This window comes from Tardiphaga sp. 20_F10_N6_6, assembly GCF_052076045.1.
Lineage (GTDB): Bacteria > Pseudomonadota > Alphaproteobacteria > Rhizobiales > Xanthobacteraceae > Tardiphaga > Tardiphaga robiniae.
In genome coordinates this window covers 3,345,876-3,362,485 of record NZ_CP197239.1, presented here as the reverse complement: position 1 = coordinate 3,362,485, position 16,610 = coordinate 3,345,876, and the positions used below count along the sequence as shown (strand labels likewise).

Sequence of the window (16,610 nt, the reverse complement as noted above, 5' to 3'; positions counted from 1 at the left end):
TCCGGACAATCTCGATCACGAGATCGTTGAAAGCTATCGACGCTCGGCCGGCAGCTCCAATGCATGCCGTGTCTTCAAACCCAGAAAATGCCATTCGTGCAGTTGCGCGCCAACGGTCAAAAACCGAGGGACCATCACCTATGTTTGCCAGCCTGTCCATCCGCACCAAGATCACTCTTGTCGTCTCGTTCCTGCTGCTCGCCATGTCAGCAATGGGCGCGCTGGCCATCAAGCAGATGTACACCATCAACGGAGCGACATCCGACATCGTCACGAGCTGGCTGCCGAGCGTGCGCGCTCTGGGTGAAGTCCGCGCTGCAACGATCAGCTATCGTTCGGTGGTTCGTGGGCATCTGCTTGTGACCGATGCCGCAGATACGAAGGTCCAGGACGACACGCTGGTGCGTTACGCTGAGATGCTCGACAAGGCGCGCAAGAGCTATGAGCCGATGATTTCGTCGCCCGAGGAGCGCGCGATGTATAGCGAATTCAACAAGCTCTGGAGCGAATACATAGCGGCGTTGCAGCCGGTTCTTGCGTTGTCGCGCAAGAACGCTCGTGATGAAGCGCGAGATATGAACGTGAAGGTCAACCAGATTGGCTTCAAAGCGGACGAAGCCCTGCAGAAGGATGTCGAGCTCAACAACAAGGGAGCTTTGACAGCCGGAGAACTGGCGACGGACAGCTTTGGGGTCGCCATCAAGATGGTGATCGGTTCGCTCTTGTTTGCGATTGTTGTCGGCATCGGTGCGGCTATCTTGCTGGTGCGCGATGTCTCCGCCGGCATTACGTCGATCGTGCTGCCGATGCAGGCGCTTGGCACAGGAGATCTGACAGCAAATGTTCCGCATCAGGGCGAGAAAACCGAAATCGGTACGATGGCGGATTCGCTTCAGGTATTCAAACAGGCGCTGATCGACAAGCGCGCGGCGGATGAAGCCGCGGCGGCCGATGCAGAAGCCAAGATCGAGCGCGGTCGCCGCGTCGACAGCATCACCCGCAACTTCGAATCGATGATCGGCGAGATCGTGGAGACGGTGTCGTCGGCATCGACCGAACTGGAAGCCTCGGCAGGTACGCTGACCGCCACGGCGGAACGTTCGCAGGAATTGACCACGACGGTTGCCGCAGCCTCCGAAGAAGCATCTACCAATGTTCAGTCAGTGGCATCGGCAACCGAAGAAATGGCCTCGTCGGTCAACGAGATCAGCCGACAGGTGCAGGAGTCGGCTGCGATCGCAGGGCAGGCGGTCGATCAGGCACGCAAGACCAATGATCGCGTCGGCGAGCTCGCCAGCGCTGCGTCGCGCATCGGCGATGTGGTCGAGCTGATCAACAACATCGCAGGCCAGACGAACTTGCTGGCGCTCAACGCCACCATCGAAGCGGCGCGTGCCGGCGAAGCCGGTCGCGGCTTCGCCGTCGTTGCCTCCGAGGTGAAGGCACTCGCTGAGCAGACTGCCAAGGCGACTGGCGAGATCTCGACGCAGATCTCCGGTATCCAGGCGGCGACCCAGGAATCGGTTGGCGCTATCAAGGAGATCGGAGACACGATCGGGCGGATGTCCGAGATTGCCTCGACCATCGCATCGGCGGTGGAAGAGCAGGGCGCGGCGACGCAGGAGATTTCTCGCAATGTTCAGCAGGCGGCACAGGGCACGATGCAGGTCTCGTCGAACATCGTTGATGTGCAGCGTGGTGCAACAGAGACTGGATCTGCCTCGACCCAGGTTCTCGCTGCGGCGCAATCACTGTCCTCGGACAGTACGCGATTGAAGGATGAAGTCAGCAAGTTCCTGAACGCGGTGCGGGCAGCCTGAATTTCAATACAGCATGATCAAGAAAGCCGGCGCGTGAGCGTCGGCTATTTTGTGGATTGCATGATCTGTCGCAGGCAACGCTATCGCATCGGGATTATGCAATAACGCAGTTCGTGCTGCACTGCTTTTTAACTTTATCTCGCCACTCTCTTTCGCGCGAGCTCAGACCGTTCTTTTCAATCTGTGCTCGACTGGTAATTGCTGCCAAACCTCGCGCGAGGCGCGATCATAAAAATCAAGCTCTGCCATTGCTGACCAACGGTAGAATACCGAAGGAATACGGTTTCATGCTCGCCAAGATTTCCATTCGCACCAAGATCACCATTGTCATTTCCTTCTTATTGATTGCCATGGGTGGCATGGGCGTTCTGGCTGTCACCAAGATGCGCGCCATCTACGGCGAAGCATCGGAAATCCAGAAGAGCTGGCTGCCGAGCGTCCGTTCACTGGGGGAGCTTCGTGCAGGCGTAAATGTCTACCGCAATATCGTGCGCCTCCATATGCTCGCTGCGACACTGGAAGCGAAGGCATCGGCCGAGAAGCGCCTGATCAATACCGACGCGGATAACATGAAGATCCGTGCGACCTATGAGAAGCTGATCACCTCGCCTGAGGAGCGCGCGCTGTATACGCAATGGGCGCAGCAGTGGAGCCTCTACATGAATGGTGTCCAGGAAGTTCTGGCGCTTTCGCGCGCCAGCGTCGGCAAGATTCCGAACGAACCGCAGGATCTGAACGAGAGCAAGGTGTTGCCGATCGGCAAGAAGGCGGACGACCTGCTCGACAAGGATATCGCGCTGAATAAAGCCGGCGCGGATGCAGCCGGCAAGAGCGCCGAAGACAACTACGAGACAGCCTTCATGTTACTTGCGATCATGCTCGGTGCATCGGCAATCCTCGGGATCGGCGTCGGCATCTATCTGGTGAAAGACGTGTCGAGTGGCATCGCTTCGATCGTCAAGCCGATGCAGGCGCTCGGCGCCGGCGATCTGACGGCTGTCGTGCCCCATCAGGGCATGAAGACCGAGATCGGCACCATGGGTGATACGCTGCAGGTGTTCAAACAGGCGCTGATCGACAAGCGCGCGGCGGATGAAGCCGCAGCGGCCGATGCAGAAGCCAAGATCGAGCGCGGTCGCCGCGTCGACAGCATCACCCGCAACTTCGAATCGATGATCGGTGAGATCGTCGAGACGGTGTCGTCGGCATCGACCGAACTGGAAGCCTCGGCAGGTACGCTGACCGCCACGGCGGAGCGCTCGCAGGAATTGACCACGACGGTTGCCGCAGCCTCCGAAGAGGCGTCCGCCAATGTGCAGTCAGTGGCATCGGCAACCGAAGAAATGGCCTCGTCGGTCAACGAGATCAGCCGACAGGTGCAGGAATCGGCGAGCATCGCCAATCAGGCGGTCGATCAGGCGCGCCGCACCAACGATCGCGTCAGCGAGCTCGCGAGCGCCGCGTCGCGCATCGGCGATGTGGTCGAGCTCATCAATAACATTGCTGGTCAGACCAATTTGCTGGCGTTGAACGCGACCATCGAGGCCGCGCGTGCTGGTGAAGCCGGCCGTGGTTTCGCAGTCGTGGCCTCCGAGGTGAAAGCGCTGGCCGAGCAGACCGCCAAGGCGACCGGCGAGATCTCGACGCAGATTTCCGGTATTCAAGCGGCGACGCATGAGTCGGTCGGCGCCATCAAGGAAATCGGCGACACCATCGGCCGCATGTCCGAGATCGCCTCGACCATCGCTTCCGCGGTGGAAGAGCAGGGCGCCGCGACGCAGGAGATTTCGCGTAATGTCCAGCAGGCGGCGCAGGGCACGATGCAGGTCTCGTCGAACATCGTTGATGTGCAGCGTGGTGCAACGGAGACTGGATCTGCCTCGACTCAGGTTCTCGCTGCGGCGCAATCACTGTCCTCGGACAGCACGCGACTGAAGGATGAAGTCAGCAAGTTCCTGAACGCGGTGCGGGCGGCCTGATCATGGCTTGTAGGGTGGGCAAAGGCGCTCTTGCGCCGTGCCCACCGCAGCGCTTTCGATGATGGTGGCGGGCACGCTGCGCTTTTGCCCGCCCTGCGGATGTCGAGCGTTCTATCTCGTACTCGCCGACACCAGCCCCGCGATATCCATATAGGTGCGCACCAGCGGGGCGACGAAACGATGCGCCGATGTCTTCGACACCAGCGTATCGTGCAGGATCAGGTGGTCGATGCCGGTATTGATGAAACACGCCATGGCGTCGCGCGGAGTCTCGACGATCGGCTCGCCCTTCACGTTGAACGACGTGTTGAGCAGCACCGGCACGCCGGTGAGCGCATCGAATTCCTTCAGCAGCCGATAGAGCACCGGATTGGTGTCTTCCGTGACGGTCTGGATGCGCGCCGTTCCATCGATGTGCACAATGGCCGGAATCTTCTCGCGCCATTCGGGGCGCACCGGGGCGGCGATCAGCATAAACGGCGAATCCTGATCGCCTTCGAAAATCTCTCTGGCGCGCTCGGCGAGCACAATCGGCGCGAATGGCCGGAACGGCTGACGATGTTTCACGCGTGAATTAAGGATGTCCTTCATCTCCGGTCGGCGCGGATCGGCGATGATGCTGCGATTGCCGAGCGCGCGGGGGCCGTATTCCGAGCGACCCTGAAACCAGCCGATCACTTTCTGGTCGGCGAGCAGCTTGGCCGTATCGCGGCAGATATTGTCGCTGCGCACCGCGCTGGTCTGCGCCTTGACGAGTGTGCGCTGGGTCGCTGTCTCGACGTCGCGATCGGTGTAAGTCTTTCCCGTGTAGGAATGCGTCATCACATAGGAGCGCGGCTGCTTCTGTACCTCCAGCAGGCCGTAATAGGCGCAGCCGATGGCGATGCCGTTGTCGCCGGCAGCGGGCTGGATCCAGACATTTTCGAAGCCGGCTTCGCGGGCGATGCGGCCATTAGCGACGCAATTGAGCGCGACGCCGCCGGCGATGCAGAGGTTCTTTGCGCCGGTCGTTTCGCGCAGCCAGCGCGCGCGGGCGAGCAGCACCTTCTCGGTGTCGTCCTGCACGCGCCAGGCGAGATCCTCCCAGTGCCGCATGGACGGATGGGTGTCCCACTTGCCGTCGCTGTCGGCGATATAGGGCTGGTTGTATTCGGGGGTCCAGCGCGGCACGCTGAGGACATTGTCGGTGATATCCATCAGCGGCTTGACCTGGTCGCGGCGGCCATAGGGCGCCAGCCCCATCAGCTCGCCGCATTTGTTCCAGTCGCCGAACACATAGGTCGAGGCCCGGCTATAAAGCGCCCCGAGGCCTGGCATGTTGTAGAATTCATCGCTGAGGAAGCCGCGGTCCGGCTCCATCCAGACTTTCTTGAGGCAATCGAGCTGCGTGCCCTTGAACGTGTAGTAGCTCTCGGATTCCCGGGCGAGCTTCGAGCCCGGCTCGTCGCCGGGATAGACCTCCATCACATCGGAGCGATAGCTGCCGACGCCGTCGACGATCATGATCGCCCCCTCTTCGAAGGGGCAGACGGCAAACGCGCTATAGGCGTGCGCCAGATGATGCGAGATCGTTTTGACCTTGCCGGTGCGCGCCCGAAACAGCGGATGGACGCTGGCGTCCTGCCGTTCATATTCGGGCAGGAAGCCCGGCATGTCCTGATAGATCAGGCGGTCTTCCATCTCCGGAACTGGCAGGATGTAGCAATTGCTCACCACCAGGTCGACGTCGCCCAGCGTGATGCCTTCGGCGTCGAGGACGTAGTCGATCACTTCCTTGTAGAACCCCGTCGCGTGTTTCTCGCGGGTAATCCGCTCCTTCTCGATCGCATAGGCCAGCGCGCCGTTGCGCAGCAGGCAGGCGCTGACGTCGTGATCGTAGGTGTTGAGACCGAGGATGTAGCTGGGTTTGGACATGAATCAGCTTCTGACAATTCGCGGGAAGGGACGAATGATGGGATCGAGCTGCTAATGCAGACGCGGCGGGTGGGGCTGACCGCATATTCGCAGTTGCGAGGTGCGGCGATCAGCATAGTGCGAGGCAATATGAAGAGAAGATGAACGCAGGAGGTCAAAAGCGAGGTGACGCGTGAAGGTGCGCATTCGTTCGTAGTGACAGCGTTGCCGGCAACTTGACCGGCGTTCGAGCTTGACCCTATTGTAAAGTTGTTCGTGCGTGCACGCCTTGTGATGGCCATATTACTATTCTGGTTTCAGCACCTGTGTGAATCAAGAATTGCTCACTGAACGATTCGAGGCCGGAAGCATTCTAAAGCCGTGCTTCTGCAGAATGGGAGTTCCTAAGAATGGCTCAAACCAAAACGACGCGCCATAATATCGTGACCCGCTGCCTGGCAGCGATGGCGCTTGTGTCTGTCTACTGTGTTGGTCTGATCGGCGCATCCACGGTGTTGCTCACCACGAGCAGCACCTCGGCCGAGGCCCGTGGCGGTGGTCGCGGTCGTGGCGGCGGCGGTTGGGGCCGTGGACGCGGTGGCGGCTTCTATCGTGGCGGCGGTCGTGGCTATGGTCGCGGCTATGGCTTCTACGGTGGACCGCGCTTTGTGGCGCCGGGCTGCTATTTCAGCCGTCGCTGGGGCCGGGTGGTCTGCCCGTACTAAGTCATAAGCGCTACGGCGCTGAATGAACGAGATAGAGAGGCGCGCCGGGTAACCGGGGCGCCTTTTGCTTTCCAGGCTCGCCTTTCTCCAGGAAACGGGCCTCTCTTTCGGGAATGATTTGTCGAAAGCTACCCTCCTTGCACAATGCTGAGGTCGCTTTTGGCATGCCATCTTGTGTTTTCTCATCCAAATTCCAATGTCGGCATGGCAAGCTTGCGCGCCCGCGCATGGCAATTCGGTCCTCCCACCCTGGAACCTTCATGAGCGCCCTGTTCTCTCCCTTCAAGCTGCGCGACCTCACGCTGCCAAACCGTATCGTCATTGCACCGATGTGCCAGTATTCTGCCGAAGATGGCCGGGCCACCGACTGGCACATGATCCATCTCGGCAATATGGCCCTGTCGGGCGCCGCCATGCTGGTGATCGAAGCGACCGCCGTGGAAGCCATCGGCCGCATCACACCCGGCGATCTCGGCCTCTATAATGACGCGACCGAAGCCGCGTTGAAGCCGGTGCTAGCGGCAATCCGCAAGCATTCGAACATTGCCGTTGGCATGCAGATCGCCCATGCGGGCCGTAAGGCGTCGAGCCACGCCCCATGGGATGGCGGCCAGCAGGTCCCGCTCGACAAAGGCGGCTGGGTCGCCCAGGCGCCCTCGGCCATTCCGCAGAAACCCGGCGAACTGGCGCCGCAGGAGATCGACGTTGCCGGCCTCAAGCGCATCCGCGATGCCTTCGTGGCCACGGCGAAACGCGCCGAGCGGCTCGGCATCGATGCGCTCGAGATCCACGCGGCGCACGGCTATCTGCTGCACGAATTCCTGTCGCCGATTTCCAACCAGCGCACCGACAATTATGGCGGCTCCCTGGAGAACCGGATCCGGTTTCCACTCGAAGTGTTCGACGCGGTACGCGCGGCTTTTCCCGCGCACAAGCCTGTGGGCGTTCGCGTATCGGCCTCGGACTGGGTCGAGGGCGGCTGGGATATCGAGCAGACCATCGTCTTCGCCAGTGAGCTGAAGAAGCGCGGTGTCGACTGGATGGATGTTTCGTCCGGCGGTGTCTCGCCGCAGCAGAAGATCGCGCTCGGGCCGGGTTATCAGGTGCCGTTCGCCGAAGCCGTGAAAGCGGCGACGGGACTGCCGACGATTGCGGTGGGGTTGATCACCGAAGTGCAACAGGCTGAAGACATCGTGGCCTCCGGCAAGGCCGATCTGGTCGCCATCGCACGTGGCATTCTCTACGATCCGCGCTGGCCGTGGCACGCGGCGGCGCAGCTTGGCGGTCAGGTGCAGGCGCCGCCACAATACTGGCGCTCGCAGCCATCGACGCAAAAGGCGTTGTTCGGCGATACGACGTTCGGCGGGCGCTAAACCACTTCAAGGCGCCTCACTTTCAACACCCACACATTGTCCCGCAAGCCCGATGCGATGTGTGGGTGTTTGTCGTTGCGGCGCGTCCACTCCGCGAATGGCAGCCCTGCGGCAGCATCGTGTTTACATGACAGAATGTCGCACCTACACAGCGCAAAATTCTGCGCCGTAAAATAATCGTGGCATCCGGCGCTGCCCGCCTATCGAGAGGAGCCGCGCCATGGCCCGCCATTTCTTATGGCTTCTGCTGATCCCCTTCGTCGGCCTGCTCTGGGTCCCGTTCTACAATTTTCATGATCCGGTGCTGTTCGGCTTTCCGTTCTTCTACTGGTACCAGCTCGCCTGGGTGCCGATGACCGCCTTTCTGACTTGGCTCGCTTACCGGACTTACGCCAATGAAGACTGAGCTCGATATTCCCGCCGTTGCGGTCTTTCTGTTCTTCTTCGCGCTCGTCACCGTGATGGGCTTCGTCGCCTCGAAGTGGCGCCGCCCGAAAACGCTGGCCAGTCTCGACGAATGGGGCCTTGGTGGCCGCCAGTTCGGCACCTGGATAACCTGGTTTCTGGTCGGCGGCGATTTCTATACCGCCTATACGGTGATTGCCGTGCCGGCACTGGTCTATTCGGTCGGTGCTTACGGCTTCTTCGCGCTGCCTTACACGATCCTGGTCTATCCCATCGTGTTCATGGTGATGCCGAGGCTGTGGCAGGTCGCCAAGGACAACGGCCATGTCACTGCCGCCGACGTTGTGCATGGCCGCTATGGTTCACGCATGCTGGAAGCAGCAGTCGCCATCACCGGTGTCGTCGCCACCATGCCCTATATCGCGCTGCAGCTGATCGGTATGGCCACGGCTGTGAAGGCGCTTGGCTTCGAAGGCGAATTGCCGCTGATCGCGGCCTTTGTCGTGCTCGCGCTCTACACCTACTCTTCGGGCCTGCGCGCGCCGGCATTGATCGCTTTCGTCAAGGACATCATGATCTATATCGCCGTCATCGCGGCAGTGTCAGTGATCCCCGGCAAGCTCGGCGGCTATGCCGCAGTGTTCGACGCCGCCGATCAGGCATTCAAGGCCAAGGGCTCGGGCAGTATCCTGCTGCAGCCCAGCCAGTATGTCGCCTATGCCACGCTGGCACTTGGTTCGGCGCTCGCGGCCTTCATGTATCCGCATACGCTGACCGGTATCTTCGCCAGCAAGAGCGCCACGACCATCCGCAAGAACGCCGTACTGTTACCGGCCTATACACTGATGCTCGGCCTGCTGGCGCTGCTCGGCTATATGGGCCACGCCGCCAAGTTGAAGCTCGCCAGCAATAATGACGTGGTACCGGCGCTGTTCCAGACGCTGTTTCCGAGCTGGTTCGCAGGCTTCGCTTTTGCGGCGATTGCCATCGGCGCGCTGGTCCCGGCAGCGGTGATGAGCATTGGTGCTGCCAATCTCTTTACCCGCAATTTCTGGAAGGCCTATGTCAATCCGCAGGTCGATACGGCGGGTGAAGCAGCCGTTGCCAAGATCGCGTCGCTGGTGGTGAAGGTCGGCGCGCTGCTGGTCATCATCTATCTGCCGACGCAGTTCGCGCTCGACCTGCAGCTTCTCGGAGGCCTGTGGATCCTGCAGACGCTGCCGGCCTTGATCTTCGGCCTGTTCACCCGCTGGTTCACCGCACCGGCCTTGCTGGCCGGCTGGGTCGTCGGCCTGTTTGGCGGCACATATCTGGCGTGGACGGACGGCCTCAAGCCGCTGCACTTGCTGTCGATCGGCAGCTTCCAGGCGACGGTCTATGTCGGGCTGATTGCCCTCGTCGCGAATATCGTGGTCGCAATGCTGGTCAATCTCGTGGTGCGGAAGCCGGTGGCAACGGCCGAGGCGTCGAGCACTTAAAGGCTTCGTTGTAAAGCCCGCGCGCGCATTGTTTCCGGCGCGCGCTGGCTTTATTGTCCGCGCGAATGCCCGCCATCCCTGTGCGGGACCGCCGGATGGAGCTTGCCTGAGTGACTGAATCGATGCGCATCGGCACGCGCAAAAGCACCATGGCGCTGGCCCAGACCGAAGAGATCGCGCGCCGGCTGGCGGTGGTCGCGCCGGAACTGGCCGTCGAGATCGTGAAATTCGAGCCGGTCGGCGACCGCGACCAGACCAGCAATCTCCTGAAGCATGGCGGCAAGGGCGGCGCTTTCGTCGGCGAAATTCGCGCGGCCGTGCTCAAGGGTACGCTGCATGCGGCGATGCATTCGCTGAAGGACATGCCCGGCAATGAAGACACGCCGGGTCTCGTGATCGGCGCCACGCTGGTGCGCGATCCGCCGACCGATGCACTGGTGCTGCGCGAAGGCGTCAGCCTCGACGATCTCAAGCGCACGCATGGCAAAGGCTTCAAAATCGGCACCAACGCCGTGCGCCGCGCGGCCTATATTCGGCGGCTATTTCCCGAGATCGAGGTGATCCACTTCCGCGGTGCCGCCGATACGCGCGTGCGCAAACTCGACAATGGCGAAATGCAGCGGCTGCCTGATGGCGGCGAGGTCGGTCCCGCCGACGCGCTGATCATGGCGCGTTCAGGCCTCGAGCGTGTTGGATTGGCGAGCCGCATCGCACGTGATTTCACGCCGCAGGAAATGTTGCCGGCTGTGGGGCAGGGCATCGTCGCAGTCGAATGCGCGGCGCATGATTGGGCCTCGCGGTGTCATCTGTCACTGATCGACGACCCTGCGGCGCATCTGTCCTGCGATGCCGAGCGCGAGGTGCTTTGGGTGCTGAACGGCCACTGCAATTCGCCGATCGCCGGCTATTCGGTGATCTCAGGGCACGAGATGTCGCTGACCGCATCGGTGCTGGATGAAGCCGGCGGGCAGTTCATTGAGGTGACGCGCATAGGGCCGGCGGATCGTCCGCGCGAGCTGGGGCGGGCTGTCGGGCTGGAGCTGCTCGACAAGGGCGCCGGCGCGCTGATCGAGGCCAATCGGCCGGAGCACTAGGCCGTTCGATACGACACTTTGCCCTCTCCACGTCATTCCCGGGCTTGACCCGGGCATCCATCTTTTGATGTACGACAGTGAAGTTGGATGGCCGGGTCAGGCCCGGCCATGACGGAGTGTGTGGCGACTAGCTCTCCGCCATCCCCACCGACCACAGTGCGAACGCATAGACGATCGCGATCTCATCCAGCCGGTTGAAACGCCCGGACGCGCCACCGTGACCGGCGCCCATATTCGTCCGCAGCAGCACCGGCCCGCCACCCGTCATCGTCGCGCGCAGCCGTGCGATCCATTTCGCCGGCTCCCAATAGGTGACGCGTGGATCGGTGAGGCCACCCATCGCCAGGATCTTCGGATAGGCTTTCGCCGCGACCTGGTCATAGGGCGAGTAGGACAGGATGGTCTTGAAGTCGGCTTCGCTCTCGATCGGGTTGCCCCATTCGGGCCATTCCGGCGGCGTCAGTGGCAGCGTGTCGTCGAGCATGGTGTTGAGCACATCGACGAATGGCACTTCGGCAACGATGCCGGAGAATAGCTCGCCGGAGCGATTGGCGACGGCGCCCATCAGCATGCCGCCGGCGCTGCCGCCATGGCCAACGATGCGCTTCTCCGAAGTATATTTCGCGTCGATCAGCGCGCGCGCAGCCGCGGCGAAATCGTCGAACGAGTTCGTCTTCTTGTCGCGCTTGCCGTCGAGATACCAGCCCCAGCCCTTGTCGGCGCCGCCGCGGATATGCGCGATGGCATAGACGAAACCGCGATCGACCAGCGACAGCCGGTTGGCGGAGAACGACGCAGGCATCGCCATGCCGTAGGAACCATAGCCATAGAGCAGCAGCGGCGCCTTGCCGTCCCGTGCCAGGTCCTTGCGATGCAGGATCGACACCGGAACCTCGGCGCCGTCATGTGCCTTGGCCATGATGCGCGTGGTGACATAGTCGGCGGGATTGTGCCCCGACGGAATCTCCTGGCGCTTGCGCAACGTACGCTCGCGCGTCGCCATGTCGTAGTCATAGACTTCCGACGGCGTCGTCATCGAGGAATAGGCGAAGCGAAGCGTGGTCGTATCGAATTCGTAGCCGCCCATGGTGTCGAGCGAATAGGCGGCTTCGTCGAAGGCGATAGCGTGTTCTTCCTTGGTGGTGAGATCGCGAATCACAATCGACGGCAGAGCATTGGCGCGCTCCAGACGGACGAGATGGCCGGCCGTGAGATCCATGTCGAGGACATAGATGCCTTCGCGATAGGGAATCAGGTCTTTCCAGTTCGTGCGCGCGGGCGCCGCCAGTGGCGCGGTGACGATCTTGAAGTCGATGGTGCCATCGGCATTGGTCAGGATGAACAGCTCGTCGCCACGATCGGCCAGCGAATATTGCACGCCCTCTTCGCGCTTCGCCACGAGGCGGGGGGGCATGTCTGGTGCTGCGAGATCGATCAGTTGCTGCTCGGAGGTCTCATGATCGCCGCCCGCGATGACGCAGAAGCGGCCGCTGGCGCTTTCATGGATATGGGTGAACCAGCCCGAATCGTGCTCCTCGAAGATAAGTTTGTCGTCTGCCTGCCTGGTGCCGAGCCTGTGCAACCAGACCTGCATCGGGCGATGGTTGTCGTCGAGCTTCACATAGAAGAAGGACTTGCAATCGAGCGTCCACACCACGCCGCCATCGGTCTCCTCGACCACGTCGTCAAGGTCCTTGCCAGTGGCCCAGTCACGTACACGGATGGTGAAATATTCCGAGCCTTTGACGTCGGCACTCCAGGCTTCCAGCGCGTGATCGGGCGAATGGCGGGCGCCGCCGAACTTGAAATATTTGTGGTTGGCCGCGAGCTTGTCGCCATCGAGAATGATGGTGGCCTCGCCGCCATCCCGTGGCGTGCGGCCGAACAATTCGTGCTGGCCGCCCTCGCGGAATTTCCGCAAATAAGCATAAGGGCCATCCGGCGACGGCACGCTGGAATCGTCCTCCTTGATGCGGCCACGCATTTCCGCGACCAGCCTTGCCTGCAGCGCCGCCGTGCCGCCGAGCAGGCTGTCGGTATAGGCGTTCTCGGCGTCGAGATAGGTGCGGATCTCCGGCTCCAGCACGCTGGGGTCGCGCAGCACCTCCTGCCATTTGGCATCCTTCAGCCAGGCGTAATCATCGCTGACGGTGATGCCATGGGTCGTGAAGGAATGCGGATGACGCGGCGCAACCGGCGCGGGCATGGAGGATGTCTGCTTTGTCATGAACGCTCTTTTCGCGGAAGCCTGATCGGATATGATTACGGAACACGCGCGCATCGGCGCCTGCCCCGCATATTGGATATTCCATGGATATAGAGATTATCGACCGCCTTGCCATCCGCGATCTCATTGAAAACTGGGTGGTCTGGCGCGATGCCGGCGACTGGGACCGCTTCCGCACCGTCTGGTTCGACGATGGCCGCATGGTAGCCACCTGGACCCAGGGCACCGCGGACGAGTTCATCGCCATGAGCAAGGCCGGCTGGGCCAAGGGCGTGTCGATCATGCATTTCCTCGGCGCGCAATCGATCGATCTCGCTGGCACCCGCGCAATTTCGCAGACCAAGATGACCATTGCCCAGCGCGCGCTGGTGCACGGCGTCAATGTCGACGTGATGCTGACCGGGCGGTTTTACGATTTCCTCGAAAAACGTGATGGCAAATGGGGCATGGTGTTGCGGCAGCCGATCTACGAGAAGGACCGCATGGACCCCGTAGTGCCCGGCGCGCCGTTGAAGCTCGATGCGGATCTGCTCGCGAGTTTCCCGGAAGGCTATCGCCATCTCGCTTATCTGCAGAGCCAGATCGGTTATCAGATCAAGCCTGATATGCCCGGCCTGCGCGGCGACGCGGTGGAGGCGCTTTATGCCAGCGGCAAGAAGTGGCTGAACGGCGAAAAGCTGGATCGGTAGCCGCCTTACCCTCAGCCGTCATTGCGAGGAGCCTCTTGGCGACGAAGCAATCCAGTCTTTCCTTGTCGCTTTCTGGATTGCTTTGTCGCTCCGCTCCTCGCAATGACGTGGATAGTTGATAAAGAACAAAAAAGACTGGGAGAAACAACATGCCCGACTTCATCACCCTCGATGCACTGGTCCGTGACACCGCCGCGTCCAAGCCGACCAAGATCGCCGTGATCGATGCCGATCGCCAGATCGATTACGCCGCCTTCGATGCGCTGATCGACCGTATCGCTGCGTCACTGCAGGCCAGTGGCCTCAAGCCGCGCGACGCGATCTCCATCTGTGCGCTGTCGTCGATCGAATATGCAGCGGTGTTTCTTGGTGCGTTGCGCGTCGGTGTGGCGGTCGCTCCGCTGGCGCCGTCATCGACACCCACGGATTTCGCCGCAATGGTGAAGGATGCAGCGGCAAAAATCCTGTTCATGGATGACGCGACGGCGGCCTCCTTTGCGGATGCTGCGATCGATCCGTCGGTCCAGCGCATTGCGCTTGACGGCGGCAAGGCCGGAAAGCCGTTCGCGCAATGGCTGGCGCCGGAAGGCGTGAAGCCCACGCCGGTGGCGATCGATCCGGAATGGGTCTTCAACATTATCTATTCTTCGGGCACGACTGGTACGCCGAAGGGCATCATCCACACTTGCTTGATGCGCTGGCGGCAATATGGTCAGCTCGATCCGCTCGGCTACGGGCCGGATGCGGTCACCGTGCTGTCGACGCCGCTCTATTCCAACACCACGTTGGTCTGTTTCAATCCGACACTCGCCGGTGGCGGCACCCTGGTGCTGATGAAGAAGTTTGATGCGCGCGGCTTCCTTGAACTCAGCGCCAGACATCGGGCGACCCATGCGATGCTGGTGCCGGTGCAGTATCGCCGCATCATGTCCGTGCCGGATTTCGACAGCTTCGATCTAAAGTCTTTCCTGATGAAATTCTCGACCTCGGCGCCATTCGGCGGCGCGCTGAAGGCCGACGTGTTGAAACGCTGGCCTGGCGGGCTGACCGAATATTACGGGATGACCGAAGGCGGCGGCACCTGCGTGCTGCTGGCGCATGAACATCCAACCAAGCTGCACACGGTCGGTCAGCCGGCGCCTGATCACGACATTCGCCTGATTGACGATGACGGCAATTTCGTTGCCCAAGGCGAGATTGGCGAAGTGGTCGGGCATTCGCCCGTCATCATGCAGGGCTATCTCAATCAGCCCGGCAAGACCGCCGAGACGTTCTGGCACGATGCCTCCGGCAAACGCTATGTGCGGACTGGCGATGTCGGACGTTTCGACGAAGACGGCTTTCTGCAGTTGATGGACCGCAAGAAGGACATGATCATTTCCGGCGGTTTCAACATCTATCCGAGCGATCTCGAAGCCGTGCTGACGAAACACGAGGACGTGCTCGAAGCCGCTGTCGTGGCCATGCCGTCGGAAGAGTGGGGTGAGACACCGGTCGCCTTCGTGGTGATGAAGGCGGGTGCCTCAGTCGATGCGCCGGGGCTGAAGGCTTGGACGAATGAGCGTGTCGGCAAGTTCCAGCGCCTCAACGATGTCGTGCTGGTCGATGTGCTGCCGCGCAGTGCCATCGGCAAGGTGCTGAAGCGCGAGTTGCGAGACCGGAAACTGGCGGCGGATTTGTCGGTTTAGAGCACTGGCCTATCAGGTGTCGTCCCCGCGGAGGTGGGGACCCATAACCACGGTCAGTATGGTTCAAGCGGCAGAGTTATAACCACAGCGTCTTTTCCAACTCTTCGGCGTGTATGGGTCCCCGCCTCCGCGGGGACGACGGCTGAGTTTGGGATCGCCGCCTCAATAATGCGGTGGAGGTTCATTCCGCGGCGCACCGCTATTGCTTTCGGCTTCCTGCAGCCGCTCGCCGAGCGTGGCGACCTGCCGCGTCAGCATGTCGATCTGTTTCCACTGAGCGGTGATCGTCGCATTCAGCGTTTCAATCGTGTCGTCCTGATAGGCGACGCGGGCTTCGAGTGCGTCGATACGTTCGCGCAAGCCTGTCAGGTCGTTTGCGGTCTCACTCATCGGATGCGCTCTCCCGCAGCATCGCAAAATCTTCCGAATTGATCGGCAAGTCAGGCCTGATCGACTGGCTCTCGACAAGGCCATGACCGAGCGCGACGCGCTGGTCGAACACGAAGCATTCGCCGCGCCAGCGGCTCTCGACCTCAGGAATCTCCTCGAGATATTTCAGGATGCCACCCTTGAGGTGATAGACGTCGGCGAAGCCGCGCGACAACAGATACGAGCTCGCCTTCTCGCAGCGGATGCCGCCGGTGCAGAACATCGCGATTTTCGTGTGCTTGGCGGGATCGAGCGTGCGTGCGACGAAATCCTTGAACTGGCCGAAGCTTGCGATCTCCGGATCGACCGCACCCTCGAAGGTGCCCATTGCCACTTCGAAAGCATTGCGCGTATCGAGCACCAGCGTGTTCTCGTCCGCGATCAGCTCGTTCCAGTCGGCGGCATCCACATAGGTGCCGACGGTCTTGGTCGGATCGGTCCGGGGATCGCCGAGGGTGACGATCTCCTTCTTCAGCCGCACCTTCATGTGCAGGAACGGCATCAGGCTGGCGCGGGAGAATTTCAGCTCCAGATGGTTCAGTCGGCCGCTGAACATCACGCCGGTCTCAAGTTCGTGCACCAGCGCATCGATGGCAGCGTCGGTGCCAGCCACGGTGCCGTTGATGCCCTCCTCGGCCAGCAGGATCGAGCCTTTGATGCCGAGGTTGACGCAGAGTGCGCGCAGCGGCTCGCGCAATTGCCGAAAATCCGGCAGCGCGGCGAATTGATAGAGGGCGGCGACCTTGAACATGGCGGGGGTTTACCAGCCGGACCCGCGAGGGGGAAGTCCGGGAACTGGCCGAAATATCG

General features: G+C 61.4%; 13 protein-coding genes. 9 read left to right on the top strand and 4 right to left on the bottom strand.

The features are described from left to right. Positions 1–140 precede the first annotated feature (140 nt). Positions 141–1,820, top strand: a complete 1,680-nt coding sequence (locus AB7813_RS16235; RefSeq protein WP_439065063.1) for a methyl-accepting chemotaxis protein — start codon at positions 141–143, stop codon at positions 1,818–1,820. A 287-nt stretch (positions 1,821–2,107) separates the two neighbouring features. Beyond that, entirely contained in the window at positions 2,108–3,799 is a 1,692-nt protein-coding gene (locus AB7813_RS16230) for a methyl-accepting chemotaxis protein (protein WP_439065062.1), read from the top strand. Between the two features lie 111 nt (positions 3,800–3,910). On the opposite strand, the gene AB7813_RS16225 is transcribed toward AB7813_RS16230, so the two are convergent. Beyond that, positions 3,911–5,713 carry a carbamoyltransferase family protein gene (locus AB7813_RS16225; RefSeq protein WP_439083995.1) on the bottom strand — a complete coding sequence of 601 codons (1,803 nt, stop codon included), beginning with the start codon at positions 5,711–5,713 and terminating at the stop codon, positions 3,911–3,913. Between the two features lie 389 nt (positions 5,714–6,102). Here AB7813_RS16225 and AB7813_RS16220 point away from each other — a divergent pair, with 389 nt between their 5' ends. The 5 genes from AB7813_RS16220 (at position 6,103) to hemC (ending at position 10,767) form a co-directional block, all read left to right on the top strand. Further along, positions 6,103–6,417 (top strand): hypothetical protein, encoded by a 315-nt coding sequence (locus AB7813_RS16220; RefSeq protein WP_089265834.1) that lies wholly within the window; start codon positions 6,103–6,105, stop codon positions 6,415–6,417. Positions 6,418–6,677: 260 nt separating this feature from the next. Further along, positions 6,678–7,790, top strand: a complete 1,113-nt coding sequence (locus AB7813_RS16215; protein WP_439065060.1) for an NADH:flavin oxidoreductase/NADH oxidase — start codon at positions 6,678–6,680, stop codon at positions 7,788–7,790. A 220-nt stretch (positions 7,791–8,010) separates the two neighbouring features. Next, positions 8,011–8,196 carry a DUF3311 domain-containing protein gene (locus AB7813_RS16210; protein WP_093757178.1) on the top strand — a complete coding sequence of 62 codons (186 nt, stop codon included), beginning with the start codon at positions 8,011–8,013 and terminating at the stop codon, positions 8,194–8,196. Further along, entirely contained in the window at positions 8,186–9,673 is a 1,488-nt protein-coding gene (gene mctP, locus AB7813_RS16205) for a monocarboxylate uptake permease MctP (protein ID WP_439083997.1), read from the top strand. Before AB7813_RS16210 ends, mctP begins: the two co-directional genes overlap by 11 nt. 110 nt (positions 9,674–9,783) lie before the next feature. Then, on the top strand, positions 9,784–10,767 hold the full coding sequence (hemC, locus tag AB7813_RS16200) for a hydroxymethylbilane synthase (RefSeq protein ID WP_439083998.1): 984 nt from the start codon (positions 9,784–9,786) through the stop codon (positions 10,765–10,767). Between the two features lie 127 nt (positions 10,768–10,894). Here the strand turns inward: hemC and AB7813_RS16195 are convergent, their stop codons facing one another. Then, positions 10,895–12,994, bottom strand: coding sequence for a S9 family peptidase (locus tag AB7813_RS16195; protein ID WP_441228240.1), 2,100 nt, complete (start codon positions 12,992–12,994; stop codon positions 10,895–10,897). Between the two features lie 83 nt (positions 12,995–13,077). On the opposite strand from AB7813_RS16195, the gene AB7813_RS16190 reads away from it, so the two are divergent. Then, complete coding sequence (locus tag AB7813_RS16190) at positions 13,078–13,683, top strand: nuclear transport factor 2 family protein (protein ID WP_175367789.1); 606 nt, start codon at positions 13,078–13,080, stop codon at positions 13,681–13,683. A 149-nt stretch (positions 13,684–13,832) separates the two neighbouring features. Continuing rightward, positions 13,833–15,371, top strand: coding sequence for an AMP-binding protein (locus AB7813_RS16185; RefSeq protein WP_439084001.1), 1,539 nt, complete (start codon positions 13,833–13,835; stop codon positions 15,369–15,371). Between the two features lie 162 nt (positions 15,372–15,533). Here AB7813_RS16185 and AB7813_RS16180 read toward each other — a convergent pair whose 3' ends face one another. Together AB7813_RS16180 and trhO are read right to left on the bottom strand one after the other, a co-directional pair. Then, a complete protein-coding gene (locus AB7813_RS16180; protein WP_439084003.1) occupies positions 15,534–15,761 on the bottom strand; it encodes a SlyX family protein in 228 nt (75 codons plus the stop codon). Beyond that, positions 15,754–16,551: an oxygen-dependent tRNA uridine(34) hydroxylase TrhO gene (gene trhO, locus AB7813_RS16175; protein ID WP_439084004.1), complete on the bottom strand. Its 798-nt coding sequence runs from the start codon at positions 16,549–16,551 to the stop codon at positions 15,754–15,756. The genes AB7813_RS16180 and trhO overlap by 8 nt, the downstream gene beginning before the upstream one ends. Positions 16,552–16,610: the final 59 nt, after the last annotated feature.